Raw genomic sequence first — 17,404 nt, forward strand, 5'->3', positions numbered from 1 at the left:
AAATCTTCCCTCTCGACGCCTCAGCTACAAGAGGTCACACCGCGATCTTGCCGCCGCCCTGCTTCGTAATCGCAACGACGGACGGACGCACCGGCATGTCCGGCTTGAAGTCCGGCCAGCGGGTCGACGGATCCTCGTAGTAGGAGGGGCGGCCGAACCCTTCCCAGTCCTCGCCGCCATCGCCCGGATGCTGCACGGCGACGAAAGCCGTCTGGTCGTCGGGCGCGAAGAGCGGACCGCACATTTCGGCGCCGATCGGCACGCGGAAGAACAGCTTCGACGTTGCCCGCGCCGCACCCTCGGTGTCGACGGCCCAGAGGCCGTCGGTGCGGCCGGTGGCCTTCGGACCCTGGCCGTCGGTGGCGACCCACAGGCGCCCGGCGGAATCGACGGCGCAATTGTCCGGCATGCCGAACCAGCCATGGGCGGTGGTCGCCGTCGAGAAGGTGGCGCCGACATCGGCCACGGAAGGATCGCCGCATTTTAACAGCACTTCCCACTTGCCCTTGGTTGCGGCGAAATCGCCGCCGTCCTCGACGATCTCGATGATGTGGCCGAAGGCATTGTCGGCGCGGGGATTGGCGGCGTCGACCTGCGCGGCCTTGCGCTTGGAATTGTTGGTCAGCATGACATAGACCTTGCCATTGCCGGCATTGGGCTGGATGTCCTCCGGCCGGTCCATCTTGGTGGCGCCGAGCAGGTCGGCGGCGCGCCGCGTCTCGATGAGAACGTCGGCTTGGGAAGCAAAGCCGTTCTCCGCCGTCAGCGGCGCCTTCCCGAACACGATCGGCATCCATTCCACCGAACCGTCCTCGGCGAATTTGGCGACATAGAGCGTGCCGTCGTCGAGCAGGTTCATGTTGGCAGCGCGGTCGTTGGGGTTGAACGTGCCGGCGGTGACGAATTTGTAGACATAGTCGAAGCGCTCATCGTCGCCGAGATAGAAGACGACGCGGCCGTCCTTGGCGACGATCGACTCGGCGCCCTCATGCTTGAAGCGGCCCATGGCGGTGCGCTTTCTAGGCACCGAGTTCGGATCGTTGACGTCGACCTCGACGATCCAGCCGAAACGATTGGGCTCGTTCGGCTCCTTGGCAAGGTTGAAGCGGTCGTAATGCGCGCCCCACTCATAAGCGCCTTCGGGGATGCCGAGGCGCTTGTAATTGGCCGCTTCCCTGTGGCCCTCCGGCAATTCGCCCGAGAAATAGCCGTGGATGTTCTCCTCGGCCATCACATAAGTGCCCCAGGGCGTGACGCCGCCGGCGCAATTGTTGAGCGTGCCGAAGACCTTGGTGCCGGACGGGTCGGCATTGGTCTTGACGCGGTCGTGGCCGGCGACCGGGCCGGACAGTGCCATCTCGGTGGTCGACATGATGCGGCGGTTGAGCTTGCCGTCGCGCACCACCTGCCATTTGCCGTCTTGCTTGCGGATCTCGACGATGGTGCCGCCATGCGCGGCCATCTCGACATCGACCTGCTCCTTGGAGAGCGGCGCGACCTCGGCCTTCTTCTTTCCGTCCTTCTCCACGATCGAAACGATGTCGGGGAACATCAGATGCGGATTGGTGTATTCGTGGTTGACGACCAAAAGGCCATGCTCGGCCGAGCCGTCGATCGGGATATAGCCGACATAGTCGTTGTTGTAGCCGAACTGTTTCGCCTGGGCTTCGGCCGACTGCTTCAGCGGGTCGAACTCCGGCGAATCGCCAAACAGCGGATCGCCCCAGCGCAACAGCACGTCGGCATCATAGCCCTGCGCGACATGGTGCTTGTCGTCGATGCCGGCTTCGAGCTCGTCGAACTTGAAAGCCGAGGCCTCGGTGGCGCGCGCTTCGTCGGCGGCGACCAACGCCAGCGGGCTGACGGTTGCGGCGATGGCCGAGACGGCCAGCGAGCCCTTCAGGAAGCCGCGCCGCGAGAAACGCGCGGCGATGATCTCGCCCATGGTGCGGTTGTCGGTGGGATTGACGGGCGGGCCGTCATTGTCCTCGAGCTGGCTGGTGCGGAAGCGGGTCTCAGGGGTCACGGTCATAGCTGTTCCTCTGGCTTCTTGAGGTGGCTGGGATTTCGACCTCTCGACCCCTAAAGCGCGCCGATCACATTTTCGTGACATCATTGTGATTGAATCGTAATGGCTGTTTGCCGGCTGAGCAGCGGCGGCCGGCTTGGATCCTCCAAATGGGCGAACGATCGACCGCGATCGGCTTGACGGCCTCGCCCGCTTCGGGAAACAAGGGCTGCGGCAGGCGTGGCGACGGCACTTGAAAAGGGGATGGCGGGTGAGTTTCTGGGGACTGGCGCAGCTCGGCATTTCGACCGTGATGTTCCTGCTGGCGGCAATGGCGGCCAAGCAATGGGGGCTGGCGCCGAGCTTGGCCAAGCTGCTTTTGACGCTGGCGCTCTACTCGGCCGGCAATCTGATCATGCTCAGGCTGGTGCGCGAATTCGGCATGTCGGTGTCGTTCAGCCTGTCGGCGGTGATCCAGCTTGTCGCCGTCAATGTCGTGGCGCTCGCCTTCTACGGCGAACGGCTCAATGCCTTGCAGGCGACCGGCATCGTGCTGGCGATCGCCGCCGTCGCGCTGATCACGCTCGGGCCCTATATTCAGCGGCTGTAGCTGGACCCGAAGGCCCGAATGAAATCGACCGCCAACGCGCTCCTCAACAAGTTGGAATTCCCGGTGCTGCTGGCCGGGCTGGTGATTGCCGGCGGGCTATGGGGCCTGGTGGAACTCCTGGAGCTGGCGCGCGCCACGACCCCGCACGCCTTCGACACGGAAATCCTGCTCGCCTTCCGCCATGCCGGGCAGCCGGACAGCCCGATCGGTCCGCCTTGGCTGGAGGGCGCGGTGCGCGACGTCACCGCGCTGGGCAGCACCGCTGTGCTGGTGCTGATCACGACGGCGACCATCCTCTATCTGCTCTTGATCCGCAGACCTTCGACAGCGCTGTTCATGTTCGCGGCGGTGGCGGGCGGGCAAGTGCTTTCGAGCCTGCTCAAATTCGAGGTCGACCGGCCGCGGCCCGATCTCGTCTCGCATCTCGTCAACGAGACGTCGCTGTCCTTTCCGAGCGGCCACGCGATGCTGTCGGCGGTAACCTATCTGACGCTCGGTTCCTTGACGGCCCGCTTCCTGCCGGACCGCAGGACGAAGGTCTTCGTGCTCGGCCTCGCGGTGCTCACCACCGTGCTGGTCGGCGCCAGCCGCGTCTATCTCGGGGTGCACTGGCCGTCCGATGTGCTTGCCGGCTGGTGCGCGGGCTTTGCCTGGGCCATGCTGTGCTGGCTCGCGGCGCGGCTGCTGCAGCGACGCAAGGTCGTTAAGGATAGCGAATAACCAATGTCTCATCTACATTAAATGACGCTTGAAACATCACTATGCTTGTATTACCCATTGATATCGCAGACTCAGACAAAGGTTCTGGCCGATGATCACTGCTGCGCAGATGCGCGCCGCAAGGGCGTTGGCCGGTATCGACCAGCGAACGCTTGCCGAGCGCGCCGGCGTTTCGCTTCCGACGATACAGCGTATGGAAGCGAGCGAAGGCGTCGTGCGAGGCGTCGTCGACACGCTAATGAAGGTCATCCATGCCCTCGATGAGGTCGGGGTGGAATTGATCGGCGAGAACCAGACCAGCGAACGCGGCGGCAGGGGCGTGCGCCTCAAGGCCACCGTGGCACAGAACCCGCAGGGCTGAGCCGCAACCGCATCCGCCTCGGGAACCGTTACCGGTTTTCGGGCAGCGATGCGGCGTCGCAACGGTTTATCGCGACGGCGACCGCCGACATCCAGCCGACGATCCCGCCGCCCTGTGGAGCGGAAGCAGTTCATGGATCAGGCGCGGCGGGCAATTCACCACCAAGCACGGCCGACCTTCGCCGAGCTGTTCACACCAAAGCTGGTGACGGTGCTGCGCGAGGGCTACCACCTCAAGCAGCTGAGGGCCGATGTGATCGCCGGCCTGACGGTCGCCATCGTGGCGTTGCCGCTGTCGATGGCGATCGCGATCGCCTCGCATGTGGAGCCCGAGCGCGGACTGTTTACGGCGATCATCGGCGGTTTCATCGTCGGCGCGCTTGGCGGCAGCCGTTTCCAGATCGGCGGGCCCGCCGGCGCCTTCATCGTGGTCGTGGCCTCGACGGTCGACCGGCACGGTGTCGACGGGCTGATCCTGGCAATGCTCATGGCCGGCGCCTTCCTGCTCGCGGCCGGCTATCTGAGGCTCGGCGCCTATGTGAAGTTCATTCCCTATCCGGTGACGGTGGGTTTCACGGCGGGCATCGCCGTCATCATCCTGTCCAGCCAGTTGCACGACCTGTTCGGCCTGGCGCTGCCAGGCAAGGAACCAGGCGACCTGCTGCCGCGGCTTATCGCGCTCGGCAAGGCGGCCCGAACGGCAAATCCGGCGGCCATTGCGCTCGCCGCGCTGACGATAGGGATCATCGTGGCCATGAAGCGCTGGCGCCCTTCGTGGCCGGGCCTCCTGATCGCGGTGACTGCGGCCTCGCTGGCGACGACGCTTCTCGGTCTTCCCGTAGAGACGATCGGAACGCAATTCGGCGGCATTCCGCGGATGTTACCGGATCCGGCTCTTCCGGCGCTCGATGCGCAGAAGCTCGTCTCCGTGGTGCCCGACGCAATTTCCTTCGCCCTGCTCGGAGCAATCGAATCGCTGCTTTCCGCCGTAGTCGCGGACGGTATGACCGGACGACGGCACCGGTCCAACTGCGAACTGGTGGCGCAGGGCATCGCCAATATCGGCTCAGCGCTGTTCGGCGGGATCTGCGTGACCGGACTGATCGCGCGCACGGCGACCAACATCCGCGCCGGCGCGCATGGACCGTTGTCGGGAATATTCCATTCCGCCTTCCTGCTGCTGTTCATGCTGGTGGCTGCGCCGCTTGCCAGCTACATCCCGCTGGCGGCGCTTGCCGGGGTGCTGGCCACGGTGGCCTGGAACATGGTGGAGAAGCCCGCCTTCCTGGCGCTGCTCCGATCGTCCTGGGGCGACGCCCTGGTGCTTCTGGTTACCTTCGGACTCGTCATCTTCCGCGACCTCACTACCGGCATCGTGGTCGGCTTTGCGCTGGGCGCTCTGCTGTTCATCGGGCGGATGGCGCGTTCGGTCGAGGTGGAGGCACATGTCCCGCCGGTGACGGAGGACCGCGCCGACGCCGCAAATGGCGGGCGCGTTGCCTATGACCTCGCCGCCGCCACCGATCCGGATACCGTCATCTACCGCATATCGGGGGCGTTCTTCTTCGGCGCTGCGGCAACGATCGCGACCGTGCTGGACCGTATCGCCGACCAGCGCAGGAACTTCATCCTCGATTGCTCGGCGGTGCCCTTCCTCGATTCGACCGCGGCAAACGTCATCGAAAGCACCGCGAACAACGCAAGGCGCGCCGGAGGACGCTTCATCATCGCGGGCGCCTCGTCGCAAGTCAGGCGCACCCTGATAAGCCATGGCGTCAAGCGGCCGCTGGTGACCTATGCGGCGTCGATCCGGGACGCGCGGGCGCAGCTGGACGGAAAAGCGGAGACGGCGTAGGCGCCGTGATCAAACGGCCGCTTCGATCGGCTCGGCAAGCTTGGGGCTGGCGCGTGCGGCGATCAGGCAGCCGGCGACGATGAGACATGCGCCCGCAAGCGTGGTCCAGGCCACCTTCTCACCGAAGAAGAACCAGCCAAGCGCGATCGCCCAGATGAAGGCCGAGTACTCTGTCGGGATGAGATATTGCGCTTCGGCACGGGCGTAGGACCAACTCATCAGGAATTGGCCGGCGAGCGACAGCAGCGCCACGCCTGCCAAGGGAAGCCAAAGTTCTCTCGGCAGCGCGACGGCAAGCCAGGGCGCCGCGCAACCAAGAATAATCCCGACGAAGATATTCTGGAACAGCATGATCTCGACCGGCTTGGCCAGAAGCGCCTGTCGCCGGGCGAGGATCAGATTGTAGCCGTAGAAGACCGTCGATACGAGCACGGCGACCGTGCCCAAAAGCGCATCCTGCGAATGGCCTGCCTGCCCGAACTGGCCGGCCAGTATGATCAAGACGCCCGCGATACCGGCCAGCGACGCCCACATCGCCTGCCGCCTTATGCGCTCGCCCAGCAGCAATGCGGCGAGGAAAAGCGCAAACAACGGCGCGACGAAGCTCAGGCCTATAGCCTCGGCGAGCGGCAGCCTGGCCAGACCCCAGAAGAACGAGACTAGGACGATACCGACAATGACGGCGCGTAGCGCATGCAGACCGAGCACCGGGAAGCTCGGTTTCGAGCGTGGCCCCGTCGACCAGGCCGCGCCCGCGACCACGGTCGCGACCATGCTGCGCCATAGCACCGTATTGTAGACGCCGACCGCGATGACCAGCGACTTCATCGCCGCATCCATGCCTGACAGCAGGAAGATCGCCAGCGCGCAGACGAGCACCGGGATCGTCGGGGAAACGGCGACGTTCAGGCTTGATGTCTTCACGGCTTCGCTCACATGACGGATTGCCGCCGAATAGTCCGGAGCGGCCGGCGAAACCAGATGGCAGCCGCCACCGACATTGCGGTCCAATCGCGATTGGCGAGGTGAAAAACTCGCCTCGCCGTTGAGTGCCGAGATGCGAAACGCTGCCCCGCCGGCGTTGCAATGCTTCTCCGCCGCGACATGCTCAATCCAGTGACAGCGCCACGACCTCGCCCTCGCCCATCAGCGGCACGAAGATCCTTTCGCCGTCCGTGCCGATATCGGCGCTGCCCGGCTTGAAGGTCGCTACCACCGTCGGCGCGCCGCCGGGCTTGTAGCTGTAGAGCGTGCCGGTCATGTAGGCGGTGGCGTAGATAGTGTCGCCAATGGCGATGACGCCGTCGAGGTCGGCGAATTTTTGGGCGCCGGGCAGCGGCGTGACCTTCTTCGTGGCAAGGTCGACCGACAGCAGGCCGCCGGGCTCCGCGGTGCTGAAATCGGTCGTGTTGATGCGTTTGCCCCAGGAAGCGACAATCAGCCTGCCGCCATCGGCGAACACGCCGTTCGGCGAAGCGAGCAGCGCATCCTTGACGAACAGTTCCGGCCTGTCGCCGTCGATGCGGTAGATCGTGTCGGCCAGCATGTCGCTGACATAAACCTTGCCGGCGCTGTCCTGCGTCATGTCGTTGAGGAACACGGCGCCGGGCACATCGATGGTCTCGACCAGTCTGCCGCTGGCGAGATCGACGACGCGCACCTTGGTGATATCGGCGGCGTAGAGCCTGCCGCCGGCGATCGCCATGCCCTTGGGCGCGTCCAAGCCTTCCACCCAGTGACGCGCGAGGACCTGACCGTCCATCGACAGCAGCGACAAATAGCCATTGCCGTCCGCCGCGCCGGGATTGCCGACGATATTGGATATGACGATGCGGTTGTGGGCGGCATCGACAAGCGCGGATTCCGGCTGCTCGAAGCCGGTGGCGCGCCAGAGCTCCCCGGCCTGCGCGGCGGATATGACGGAGATGGCGGCGAAGGCGGCCGAAGCGATGAGATATTTCATGGATGCTCTCCTGTGATGACGGCCGAGAGCTAGGCTTTCCGATACTTTCCGAGAAGCCGGAACAGGACTAGTATCGTAATTCAATACGAATTCGCACGAATGAGGCGCAGTCCATGAACGGTCCGATCTTCGAGGCGCTGAAACGGACGCTGAAGGCCAAGGGCCTGACCTACCGGACGCTCGCCGAGCGCATGGGCGTTTCCGAGCCGACGGTGAAGCGTATTTTCCATGAGAAGAACTGCAAGCTCGACCGGCTGATGGAGATCTGCGCCGCGGCCGGTGTCGAGTTGGAGAACGTGCTCGGCGCAATGAACCGCGGGCCGGGTCCGGCCAACCGCGTCGCGCCGGAAATCGAGCGCCGGCTGGCGGCGCGGCCGGCCCTGCTCTTCGTCTTCGTCATGCTGTCGGAGAAGTTCACGCCCGAAGGCATCATGCGCTCGCAAGGCCTGAGCGAAGCCTCGATGTTCCTCTATCTGCGCGACCTCGAGGAGCTCGGGCTGGTGGCGCTGGGGCGCGGGCTGTCGGCAAGGCTGCTGGTCGACGCGCCGATCCAGTGGGATTTCGAGGGGCCGCTGAAGCCGCATTTCGAGATGACCAACAAGAACTTCATCGGCTGGGCGATCGGCCATATGGAGCAGGCCGCGACCTTCATCAGCTTTTCCAGGCGGATGCGGCCCGAAACGGCGGAAATGCTGCGCCGCGAGGCCGACGAGCTCGCCGAACGCGCCAGGCTGCTTGCCCATCACGACCAGCACACCACGCCCGAGGACCAGCTCACCGGCTACAAGTGGACCTTCGCCTTCGGCGCGACGCCGTTTCCGGCGATCATGCCGATCGGGCCGCATCCGAGGGATGCGGGCGCCAGGGCTGCGAAGGAGAAACGGGCATTGCCGGCGTAGCGGAGCGCCTTTTCCTTCTCCCACAAGGGGAGAAGGTCAGGGCCGGCGTCACGCCGCTTTCGCTTCTTCCTGCGGTGCGGCGAGGTCGTCGCGCGCCTTGCGGGCAAGTCTTTTGGCCGAGCGTTTCGGGCTGTCGCCGAATAGGTCGGCGGCATCGGCAAGGCAGGCCTTGGCCAGGCTCTTTTCGGCACGCTTCAGCAGCCTGCGCAGAAGCTTCGTCTCGTCGGCGGGGCCGAGCGGCTCGCCTTCGGCGTCGAGCAGGGCGCAAATGACGAAGACGTCGTGCAATTCGCCGAGCTGCTCGCCGAGCCTGTCGACCGCCTTGCGACGCGCCTTGATCGGCGTCGGCCACAGGCGGCCGAGCAGCGACAGATGCATGCTGTGCGTCTTTGCCGCCTTGCGCAGGTCGTGAAAATCGTCGGCCGCGCCGCGCGAGCCGGCCTTGTCCAGCGCCTTCCTGGCGCGCCGCAAGGTGGCGCGGGCGCCGTCGGCCAATATATCGGCCGCCTGCTCGGGCTGATCGGGCAAGGCCAGCCTGTCGACGCGTTCGAGGCCTTCCCGGCAGGCAGCTATGGCCGCATTGATGGCGGCGTCGAGGCCGGGACCGGCATGGAGCTCGTGCTGGCGCAGCACCAGCCGTTCGCGCACGGGGTCGAGACCGCCGCCTGCGGATTGTTCCGGAAACACATCTGCCAGACGATCGATAGTCTCGATCAAGGCAGTCGCCTCGCGTGGACCGGCAAGCAGCGCCGACACCTGCTTATAGCATTCGTTCTCGGTCTGGCAGAACGGTTCGTCTCCGGAACGAACCAGGCGCAGCAAGGCTCGCACGTTCTTCAGCCGCTTGCGGCATTTGTGCAGTCCCTGCTCCGGCTTCTCGCGCGCCATCTCGAGATGAGCGACTGCCTTGCCGATCTCGTCCGCCAATATGCGCCTGACCTCGCCGGTAAGCGGCAAGCGCGGATCGATGCGGAAGCTCATGCGGCGATCTCCGGAATCCCCTTGAAAGCCAGCGACGCGTTGTAGAACCTCGACTCGCCGGTGACCTCGCGACCGAGCCAGTCGGGCAGCATTTCGTCAGATACGTCCTCCGGCGTCTCCAGCTCCGCGATCACCAGCCGCGCGAGCTCGCCGCCGAAAACATCGACCTCATAGAGATAGCCGCGGTGTCTAACATGGTGGCGTGTCTTCTCGATGACACGTCCGATGGCGAACGCCATCAATTCCTCAGCCTCGGCAAGCGGGATCGAATATTCGAATTCGTCGCGCTCGCGCGCCCTGTCGCCGAACTTCAGCGTGAGCTTAGCGGAGCGCCCGTCGCTGATGCGCACCCGCACCGTGCGGCCGGGCTGCGCGGCGACATAGAATTGACGAATGCGGATTTCCGCCCCGACCTCATCGCGCCAGGCGGGACTGGAGACCAGGAACTTACGCTCGACTTCCTTGCCCATGGCCGCGCAATAAAGCCTGTGGGGGTCGCGAAGGCAAGCCGACTCAGCCGTCAACTTGACTTTAATCAATCGATTGATTAAATGCGATCCATGAACAAGCAGCCGCACGCAAGGAAGCATCAGCGCGAAGCCACCGCCGCCGACCAAACGCGCGCGGCGCTGGTGCATGCGGCGCTCAAGCTGTTCGGACGGCAGGGTTTCGATGGCACCTCGACACGCGAGATCGCGGCCGAGGCCAAGGCCAATATCGGCTCGATCGCCTACCATTTCGGTGGCAAGGAAGGCCTGCGCGCCGCCGCCGCCGACTTCATCGTCGAAACCATCCAGGGCATCGCCGGCCAGGCGCTGGGCGCAACCCAGGCGGCCGCCCCGGCAAGCCCGGACGCTGCGAGAGCACAGCTTTTCGCGGCACTGGAGCGGATGGTGGGCTTCGTCGTGGCCAGTCCGCAGGCCGGCGAGATCGTACAATTCGTACTTCGCGAACTCTCGCATCCGACCGCCGCGCTCGACCGCATCTATGCCGGCGTGTTCGAGCCGACGCACCGGCGGCTGTGCCAGATCTGGGACCAAGCGACCGGCGAGCCAGCCGAGAGCGAAGCGACCAAGCTCACCGTCTTCACGTTGATCGGCCAAGCCATCTATTTCCGGATCGGCCGCGAGGCGGTGATACGCCGGATGGGCTGGCGCGAGATCGGCAATGAAGAGGCCGCCAAGGTGGTGGCGGTCACGACAGACAATCTCAGGGCGATGCTGGCGGCGCGCGATGCAGACGCCGGCAAGAAGGGCAAATCATGAGCTTTCTCTGTTCGCTGCCGCTCGCCGCCCAGCTGTTCGGCGCCTGCGCGCCGGCAGCCCCGCTCGCGGTCGGCTATGTCGAAGGCGAATATGTGCTGATGGCGCCGATCGAAGTGGCGCAGGTGGCGACGGTGACGGTCAGGCGCGGCGACCGTGTCGAGACCGGCGAGGCGGTGGCGACGCTGGAAGATGCCGACGCCAAGATCGAGGTGGCGCAGGCGAAAGCTGCGCTTGCGCAGGCCCAGGCGCAGCTTGCCGACCTGCAGGTCGGCAAGCGTCCCGAAGAAATTGCCGTGCTCAAGGCCGAGGTCGACATGGCCAGGGCCCAGGCCGCCGACGCCAAGCGCAAATATGACCGCGCCAGCGACCTCTATAAGCGCGGCACCGGCACCCAAGCCGACTACGACACTGCCTCGGCCTCGCTCGAAACCGCCAATGCCCAGGTCGGCCAGGCGGAGGCCAATCTCGCCGTCGGCAATCTGCCGGCGCGGCCCGAGACTATCAAGGCCGCCGACAATCAGGTCAAGCAGGCGCAGTCGACCTTGCGGCAGGCCGAGTGGCGGCTGTCGAAGCGGGTGCTGACCGCACCCTCGCCCGGCCGCGTCAACGACGTCATCCGCAATCCCGGCGACACGGCCGGGCCGACCGCGCCGGTGATCTCGATGTTACCCGACGGCGCCGTGAAGCTTAGCGTCTATGTGCCCGAAAGCGCTTTTTCGTCGGTCAAGGTCGGCACCGAGCTCAAGGTCCATTGCGATGGCTGCGGGGCAGGGCTGAAGGCGCGCGTCAGCTACGTCTCGCCCGATCCCGAATTCACGCCGCCGGTGATCTACTCGCTCGAGAACCGGCAGAAGCTGGTCTATCTCGTCGAGGCCCGGCCGGAGGGCAATGCGGGACCATTGCAGCCCGGCCAGATCGTCGATGTCGACTTGGCCGACATCGGGGCGGATCTCGGGCAATGAACGCCATCGACGTTCGCGGCCTGGTTAAGCGCTTCGGCGACAAGACCGTCGTCGACCATGTGACGATGACGGTCGCTGAAGGCGAGATCGTCGGCTTCCTCGGGCCGAACGGCTCGGGCAAGACGACGACCATCCGCATCATGTGCGGGCTGCTCACGCCGGACGAGGGCGACGGCACGGTGCTCGGCTTCGACATCCGCACCGACGCGCTCAGGATCAAGCGCGAAGTCGGCTACATGACGCAGAAATTCTCGTTCTACGAGGATCTGACGATCGGCGAGAACCTCGAATTCGTGGCGCGGCTCTACCGGCTGAAACCGGTCGAGGAGTATGTCTCGCGCACGCTTCAGGATCTCGGCCTGACGAGCCGCCGCAACCAGCTGGCCGGCACGCTTTCCGGCGGCTGGAAGCAGCGGCTGGCGCTGGCCGCCTGCATCATGCACGAGCCGAAGCTGCTTCTGCTCGACGAGCCGACGGCGGGTGTCGATCCCAAGGCGCGGCGCGAGTTCTGGGACGAGATCCATCGCCTCGCCGGCGGCGGGCTCACCGTGCTCGTCTCCACCCATTACATGGACGAGGCCGAGCGCTGCCACCGCATCAGCTACATTTCCTACGGCAAGATGCTCGCCACCGGCACGGTGGACGAGGTGGTAAAGAATGCCGGGCTGACCACTTTCGTGCTGCAGGGGCCGCGGCTCGACCAGGTGGCCCAAGCGCTGCAGGGCCGGCCCGGCGTCGACCAGGTGGCGCCGTTCGGCGCGACGCTGCATGTCGTCGGCTCCGACAAGGCGGCGCTCGAAAAGGCGTTGGCCGATGTCGAGAAGGAGCATAAGGGCGTCACGGTGAAGCCCGGCGAGACCAGCCTCGAGGACGTGTTCATCCAGTTCATGTCCGGCTCGAAGGACAATATGGCATGAACGCGGTCTTCTCCTTCGCCAGGCTGGGCGCGCTGCTGACCAAGGAATTCATCCAGATGCGGCGCGATCGCATCACCTTCGCCATGATGCTGGGCGTGCCGCTGATCCAGCTGGTGCTGTTCGGCTATGCGATCAACAACGACCCGAAGAGCCTGCCGGCAGCGCTCGTGGCGACCAGCAGCGATCCCTACACGCGGGCGATGGTCTCGGCGCTGCAGACGACGGGCTACTACCGTTTCGACCATGTCGCGCAAAGTGCCGAGCAAGCCGAGTTCCTGATGGCACGCGGCGACGTCTCCTTCGTCGTCACCATCCCCGCCGATTTCGCGCGCCGCGTCGAGCGCGGCGACAATCCGCAGATCCTGATCGAGGCCGACGCCACCGATCCGGCGGTGGCCAGCGGCGCGATCTCGACGCTCGGCACCGTCGCCAGCCAGGCGCTGCTCAGGGCGCAGGGCACGCAGGAAACGGCCAAGGAGGCGGCGCGCGGCCAGCTCGATGTCGTCGTGCACCGGCGCTACAACCCCGAAGGCATCTCGCAATACAATATCGTGCCCGGCCTGCTCGGCGTCATCCTGCAGATGACGATGGTGATGATGACCTCGATCGCGCTGACGCGCGAGACCGAACGCGGCACGATGGAAAACCTTCTGGCCATGCCGTCGAGCCCGCTGGAGATCATGCTGGGCAAGGTACTGCCCTACCTGGTGGTGGGCGCGGTGCAGGTGGTGGTGGTGCTGGCCGCGGCGAAGTTGCTGTTTGCCATTCCCTTCATGGGCTCGCTGTCGCTGCTGCTCTCGACCGTGCTGGTGTTCGTGCTGTCGCTGGTGCTGCTCGGCTACACGATCTCGACGATCGCGCGCACGCAGATGCAGGCGCTGCAGCTCACCTTCTTCTTCTTTCTGCCTTCGATCATGCTGTCGGGCTTCATGTTCCCCTATCGCGGCATGCCGGGCTGGGCACAGACTTTCGGCGAGATCTTCCCGCTCACGCATTTTTTGCGCATCACCCGCGCGGTCATGCTGAAAGGGGCGGAGCTTCCGGCTGTGGCGACGGAAGTCGGCTGGCTGGTGGTGTTCGTGGCATTGTTCGCCGGCGTGGCGCTGGTGCGGTTCAGGCGCACGCTGGATTAGGGTCAAACTAATGGTTGGGAGCGCCCGAATTAAGCCGAAATCGGACCTAAGCGCGTTCCCCAAAGACATAGACAATGAGGAGAAGAGTGCCGAAGGAGCCGAGGCCGCCAATTACTGCAGCGAATAGAAGATAGCGCAGATGTTTGAATTCGCTTCGGACGAAGATGCCACTAGCTCGGCTATTCTTGCGTGCAGCTCGCTCCCAATATGGAAGTCCCCTTTCATCGGGCTTTGTTGCGAGCGCTTCCGTCTTTGTCAGGGTGAGATAGATACCGTAAAGCATTCCCACGAAGCTGACGAGAAAGACAGCAACACCGGCCCCCACCGCAAGATGGACGAGCAGTGGTTGTCCTTCCATGACGAGTTGCATACGCTCCTAGTCCCTGATTGTGCTATCTCTGCTATTCTGGACGCATTAACATCTGCTTTCCACCCATCGCGATCAGTTGCGGCTGGTCATGCGCTCGCAAATGGCGCCGCCGACGGCAGGCAACAGGCCAAAGAGCAACAACTGGGCGGTTCCACCGATGCCAAACGCTCCAGCAAGCAGAAACGCAGCCAGCAGCCCGAGTGCCCCGCCCAAGACAAATGGCAGGTAACCTAGCAACAGCTTCTCCCGGCAGTGAACCAATTGATGGAAAACGTAACGTGATCGACGCTAAAGGCAAGTGTCCCGCTACGAAGGGCCTCTATGCCGCCGCCATGATCTCCGAATAGGTGCGGAAATCGACATTGCCGCCGGACAGGATGACGGCCACGCATTTGCCGGCAAGGTCGATCTCGCCGGACGCGAGCGCGGCAAACGCGACACAGCCGCCGGGCTCGACCACGAGCTTGAGATAAGCCATGGCGTCGCGCATCGCCTGGGCGGCGGCCTTGTCGGAGACGGCGATGGCGCCGGCGAGATTCCGGCGGTTGATCTCGAAGGTGATGGCGCCCGGCTCGGCGGTGAGCAGCGCATCGCATATCGAGCTGTGGCCGGGCTCGTTCGCGACCCTTTCGCCCTTGGCCAGCGAGCGGCGCGTGTCGTCGAAATGCTCGGGCTCGACCGCCCAGACTTGCGTGCGCGGCGAAGCGTCCATGACCGCGACGGAAATGCCGCTCGACAGGCCGCCGCCGCCGCAAGGGACGACGATGGCGTCGAGCGCCACGCCGAGCGCTTTCGCCTGCTTCATCAGCTCCAGGCCGATCGTACCCTGGCCGGCAATGATCGCCGGATCGTCGAAGGGCGGCACCAGCACCATGCCCTTCTCGATATAGGGGCGCACGACAGCCATGCGGTCGTCCTTGAAACGGTCGAACGGCACCACTTCGGCGCCCATCTTGCGGACATTGCCGACTTTCAGCGCCGGCGCGTCGGCCGGCATGGCGATGACCGCCTTGACGCCGAACATGGCGGCCGAAGCTGCCACGCCTTGCGCATGGTTGCCGGAAGAGAAGGCCACGACGCCACGGCCGCGCTCTTCCTCGCTGAGCGATGACAGCTTGTTGTAGGCGCCGCGGATCTTGAAGGAGCCGGTGCGCTGCAGCGTCTCGGGCTTGAACAGGATGCGGCCGCGATAGCGCTTGTTGAGCTCCGGCGATTCGATCAGCGGCGTTTCGACGATCAGGCCGGAAAGCCGCTCGGCGGCGGCGCGGATGTCGGAGATGCCGGGCAGGGTGGTCATGGGCGAGGGCCTTGCGAAGAACGGGATCGCCCATGGTGCACGCAAAAGGCCGCGGCGCGCCAACGAAAAAATGTCATGGTTACAAGGTTGGCGATGGTGGCGCCGTCCGCCTTCATCTTCGCCTATGGATGGCGAAAGCGAAGGCTTTGCCCTTTTCCTGGTGCCTGACCGGCTACTCGTCGCCTTCGACGACCCGCAGCCTGAGCTGACCCGTCTTTGAATCGGCCACCCGCGCGCCGGTTTCCGCCTTGGCGGGACCGCCGCGCGGCGCCTCGGCCTCGCCCTCGGCAAATTCCAGCGCCTCGATCTTCTGACCGCGCTTGGTCACCTTCGACGTCGAGACCAGGATGTCGTCTATGTCCCGCGCCGCCTGGCCGAAATGCGTCTGCAGCCGGCGCACCCGCTCGTCGACCCGCGCCACATCCTCCATCAGCCGGATGACCTCGCCCTGGATCAGATGCGCCTGCTCGCGCATGCGGGCGTCCTTCAGGATCGCCTGGATGACCTGGATCGACAGCATCAGCAGCGAGGGCGAGACGATGACGACGCGGGCGCGATGCGCCTTCTGCACCACCGCCTCGAAATTCTCGTGGATCTCGGCGAACACCGATTCCGACGGAACGAACATGAAGGCGGTGTCTTGGGTCTCGCCCTGGATCAGGTATTTTTCGGCGATATCGCGGATATGCACCTCGATGTCGCGCCGGAAAGCCTGCGCCGCCGCCTTCTGCATGTTCTCCCCCTCGGCGGCGCGGATGGCGTTCCACGCTTCCAGTGGGAATTTTGCGTCGATGGCGAGCATCGGCGCGCCGTTCGGCATCCGCACCAGGCAGTCGGGCCGGCTGCCGTTGGAGAGGCTGGCCTGGAATTCATAGGCGCCGTGCGGTAGACCGTCGGCGACGATCGCTTCCATGCGCGACTGGCCGAAGGCGCCGCGCGTCTGCTTGTTGGACAAGATCGCCTGCAGTTGCACGACCTGGCCGGCCAAGGACTGGATATTGCCCTGCGCGGTATCGATCACCGCCAGCCGCTCCTGCAGCTTGGCCAGGCTTTCATGCGTCGACTTGGTCTGCTCGGCCATGGTCTGGCCGAGGCGGCCGGTCATGGCGTCAAGCCGCTGTCCCAGAGACTGGGTGAGCTCGGCCTGCCGCGCCCCGAACACCTCGGCGATCGCGCCCATGCGCCCCTGCATCTCGGCCTGCGCCTGCATGATGTCGGCCATCCTCGCCTCGGCATCGCGGGCATGGTCGGCTGCTTCCGCAGCGGCCGCCGCGCGCGCCCCGGCCGCGCGCCACAAGGCGATGACAAGCGCCACGAACAGCGCAAGCAGAAGGATTGCGCCGAAAGCCAGCGCCTGGCCAAGCGTGATGGTCGTGGCGCCAAGCCGCGCGATGGGCTCGGAAAGGATCGAGGTCATGTCGTTCATTTGGACAGCATAACCGATTCGGCCGCGTGGCACAGATCAAAACGTGAACAGGCCAACGGTGCCCCGGTTGACGCTTGTCAAGCGAGGTCTTAGGTGAGACGCCATGTCGATCAAGCCGCTCATCATCCTTCCCGATCCCGTCCTGCGCCAGGTTTCCAAGCCGGTGGAGCGCGTCGATGCCGATTTGCGCAAGCTCGCCGACGACATGCTGGAAACCATGTATGACGCGCCCGGCATCGGCCTTGCGGCGATCCAGGTCGGCGTGCCGAGGCGGCTGTTGGTCATCGATCTCGCCAAGGAGGGTGAGCCGCCGGAGCCGCATGTCTTCATCAACCCGGAAATCCTCGAAAGCGCCGACCAGCGCTCGGTCTATGAGGAGGGCTGCCTGTCGATTCCCGATTATTATGCCGAGGTCGAGCGCCCGGCTTCGGTGCGCGTGAAATATCTCGACCGCGACGGCAAATTGCAGGAGATGCAGGCGGAAGGCCTGATGGCCACCTGCCTGCAGCACGAGATCGACCATCTCAACGGCGTGCTGTTCATCGACCATATATCGAAACTGAAGCGCGACATGGTGGTGCGGAAGTTCAAGAAGCTCGCCAAGGACAAGGCGCCGGGCAAGATGGTGGGCTAGAGGG

At 64.9% G+C, this 17,404-nt stretch carries 19 protein-coding genes; 10 read left to right on the forward strand and 9 right to left on the reverse strand.

All coding sequences use genetic code 11. The features are described 5' to 3' along the window. Positions 1–34 precede the first annotated feature (34 nt). Positions 35–2,032 (reverse strand): PhoX family protein, encoded by a 1,998-nt coding sequence (locus LB528_RS22675; protein ID WP_224716357.1) that lies wholly within the window; start codon positions 2,030–2,032, stop codon positions 35–37. A 247-nt stretch (positions 2,033–2,279) separates the two neighbouring features. Between LB528_RS22675 and LB528_RS22680 the strand changes: the two genes are divergently transcribed. The 4 genes from LB528_RS22680 to LB528_RS22695 all read left to right on the forward strand — a co-directional run bounded on the left by LB528_RS22680 (position 2,280) and on the right by LB528_RS22695 (position 5,553). Beyond that, entirely contained in the window at positions 2,280–2,618 is a 339-nt protein-coding gene (locus LB528_RS22680) for a hypothetical protein (protein ID WP_224716358.1), read from the forward strand. Positions 2,619–2,636: 18 nt separating this feature from the next. Continuing rightward, positions 2,637–3,338, forward strand: coding sequence for a phosphatase PAP2 family protein (locus LB528_RS22685; protein WP_224716359.1), 702 nt, complete (start codon positions 2,637–2,639; stop codon positions 3,336–3,338). A 91-nt stretch (positions 3,339–3,429) separates the two neighbouring features. After that, on the forward strand, positions 3,430–3,699 hold the full coding sequence (locus LB528_RS22690) for a helix-turn-helix domain-containing protein (RefSeq protein WP_095770123.1): 270 nt from the start codon (positions 3,430–3,432) through the stop codon (positions 3,697–3,699). Positions 3,700–3,831: 132 nt separating this feature from the next. Then, positions 3,832–5,553 carry a SulP family inorganic anion transporter gene (locus LB528_RS22695; RefSeq protein ID WP_224716360.1) on the forward strand — a complete coding sequence of 574 codons (1,722 nt, stop codon included), beginning with the start codon at positions 3,832–3,834 and terminating at the stop codon, positions 5,551–5,553. Between the two features lie 9 nt (positions 5,554–5,562). Here the strand turns inward: LB528_RS22695 and LB528_RS22700 are convergent, their stop codons facing one another. Together LB528_RS22700 and LB528_RS22705 are read right to left on the reverse strand one after the other, a co-directional pair. Further along, a complete protein-coding gene (locus LB528_RS22700; RefSeq protein WP_224716399.1) occupies positions 5,563–6,489 on the reverse strand; it encodes a DMT family transporter in 927 nt (308 codons plus the stop codon). A gap of 172 nt (positions 6,490–6,661) precedes the next feature. After that, positions 6,662–7,516, reverse strand: coding sequence for an SMP-30/gluconolactonase/LRE family protein (locus tag LB528_RS22705; protein WP_224716361.1), 855 nt, complete (start codon positions 7,514–7,516; stop codon positions 6,662–6,664). A gap of 113 nt (positions 7,517–7,629) precedes the next feature. On the opposite strand from LB528_RS22705, the gene LB528_RS22710 reads away from it, so the two are divergent. Beyond that, positions 7,630–8,415 (forward strand): helix-turn-helix domain-containing protein, encoded by a 786-nt coding sequence (locus LB528_RS22710; protein ID WP_224716362.1) that lies wholly within the window; start codon positions 7,630–7,632, stop codon positions 8,413–8,415. Positions 8,416–8,463: 48 nt separating this feature from the next. Here LB528_RS22710 and LB528_RS22715 read toward each other — a convergent pair whose 3' ends face one another. After that, a complete protein-coding gene (locus LB528_RS22715; protein WP_224716363.1) occupies positions 8,464–9,396 on the reverse strand; it encodes a CHAD domain-containing protein in 933 nt (310 codons plus the stop codon). Next, positions 9,393–9,866 (reverse strand): CYTH domain-containing protein, encoded by a 474-nt coding sequence (locus LB528_RS22720; RefSeq protein ID WP_224716364.1) that lies wholly within the window; start codon positions 9,864–9,866, stop codon positions 9,393–9,395. Before LB528_RS22720 ends, LB528_RS22715 begins: the two co-directional genes overlap by 4 nt. 90 nt (positions 9,867–9,956) lie before the next feature. Between LB528_RS22720 and LB528_RS22725 the strand changes: the two genes are divergently transcribed. The 4 genes from LB528_RS22725 to LB528_RS22740 are packed head-to-tail and all read left to right on the forward strand — an operon-like array spanning position 9,957 to position 13,673. After that, on the forward strand, positions 9,957–10,661 hold the full coding sequence (locus tag LB528_RS22725) for a DUF1956 domain-containing protein (RefSeq protein WP_224716365.1): 705 nt from the start codon (positions 9,957–9,959) through the stop codon (positions 10,659–10,661). Next, on the forward strand, positions 10,658–11,623 hold the full coding sequence (locus tag LB528_RS22730; protein WP_224716366.1) for an HlyD family secretion protein: 966 nt from the start codon (positions 10,658–10,660) through the stop codon (positions 11,621–11,623). The genes LB528_RS22725 and LB528_RS22730 overlap by 4 nt, the downstream gene beginning before the upstream one ends. Next, positions 11,620–12,540 carry an ABC transporter ATP-binding protein gene (locus LB528_RS22735; protein ID WP_224716367.1) on the forward strand — a complete coding sequence of 307 codons (921 nt, stop codon included), beginning with the start codon at positions 11,620–11,622 and terminating at the stop codon, positions 12,538–12,540. Before LB528_RS22730 ends, LB528_RS22735 begins: the two co-directional genes overlap by 4 nt. Further along, complete coding sequence (locus tag LB528_RS22740; RefSeq protein WP_224716368.1) at positions 12,537–13,673, forward strand: ABC transporter permease; 1,137 nt, start codon at positions 12,537–12,539, stop codon at positions 13,671–13,673. The genes LB528_RS22735 and LB528_RS22740 overlap by 4 nt, the downstream gene beginning before the upstream one ends. A gap of 46 nt (positions 13,674–13,719) precedes the next feature. Here LB528_RS22740 and LB528_RS22745 read toward each other — a convergent pair whose 3' ends face one another. From LB528_RS22745 to LB528_RS22760, 4 genes are all read right to left on the reverse strand, one after another. Then, positions 13,720–14,043, reverse strand: coding sequence for a hypothetical protein (locus tag LB528_RS22745; RefSeq protein ID WP_224517133.1), 324 nt, complete (start codon positions 14,041–14,043; stop codon positions 13,720–13,722). 72 nt (positions 14,044–14,115) lie between these two features. After that, positions 14,116–14,280, reverse strand: coding sequence for a hypothetical protein (locus LB528_RS22750; protein WP_224517136.1), 165 nt, complete (start codon positions 14,278–14,280; stop codon positions 14,116–14,118). 82 nt (positions 14,281–14,362) lie between these two features. Next, positions 14,363–15,340 carry a threonine/serine dehydratase gene (locus tag LB528_RS22755; RefSeq protein WP_224716369.1) on the reverse strand — a complete coding sequence of 326 codons (978 nt, stop codon included), beginning with the start codon at positions 15,338–15,340 and terminating at the stop codon, positions 14,363–14,365. 172 nt (positions 15,341–15,512) lie between these two features. Continuing rightward, positions 15,513–16,766 (reverse strand): DNA recombination protein RmuC, encoded by a 1,254-nt coding sequence (locus tag LB528_RS22760; protein ID WP_224517140.1) that lies wholly within the window; start codon positions 16,764–16,766, stop codon positions 15,513–15,515. Positions 16,767–16,869: 103 nt separating this feature from the next. Here LB528_RS22760 and def point away from each other — a divergent pair, with 103 nt between their 5' ends. Continuing rightward, entirely contained in the window at positions 16,870–17,400 is a 531-nt protein-coding gene (gene def / locus LB528_RS22765; protein WP_224716370.1) for a peptide deformylase, read from the forward strand. The last annotated feature ends 4 nt before the right edge of the window (positions 17,401–17,404 follow it).

Source organism: Mesorhizobium sp. CA4, from assembly GCF_020165075.1.
GTDB lineage: Bacteria > Pseudomonadota > Alphaproteobacteria > Rhizobiales > Rhizobiaceae > Mesorhizobium.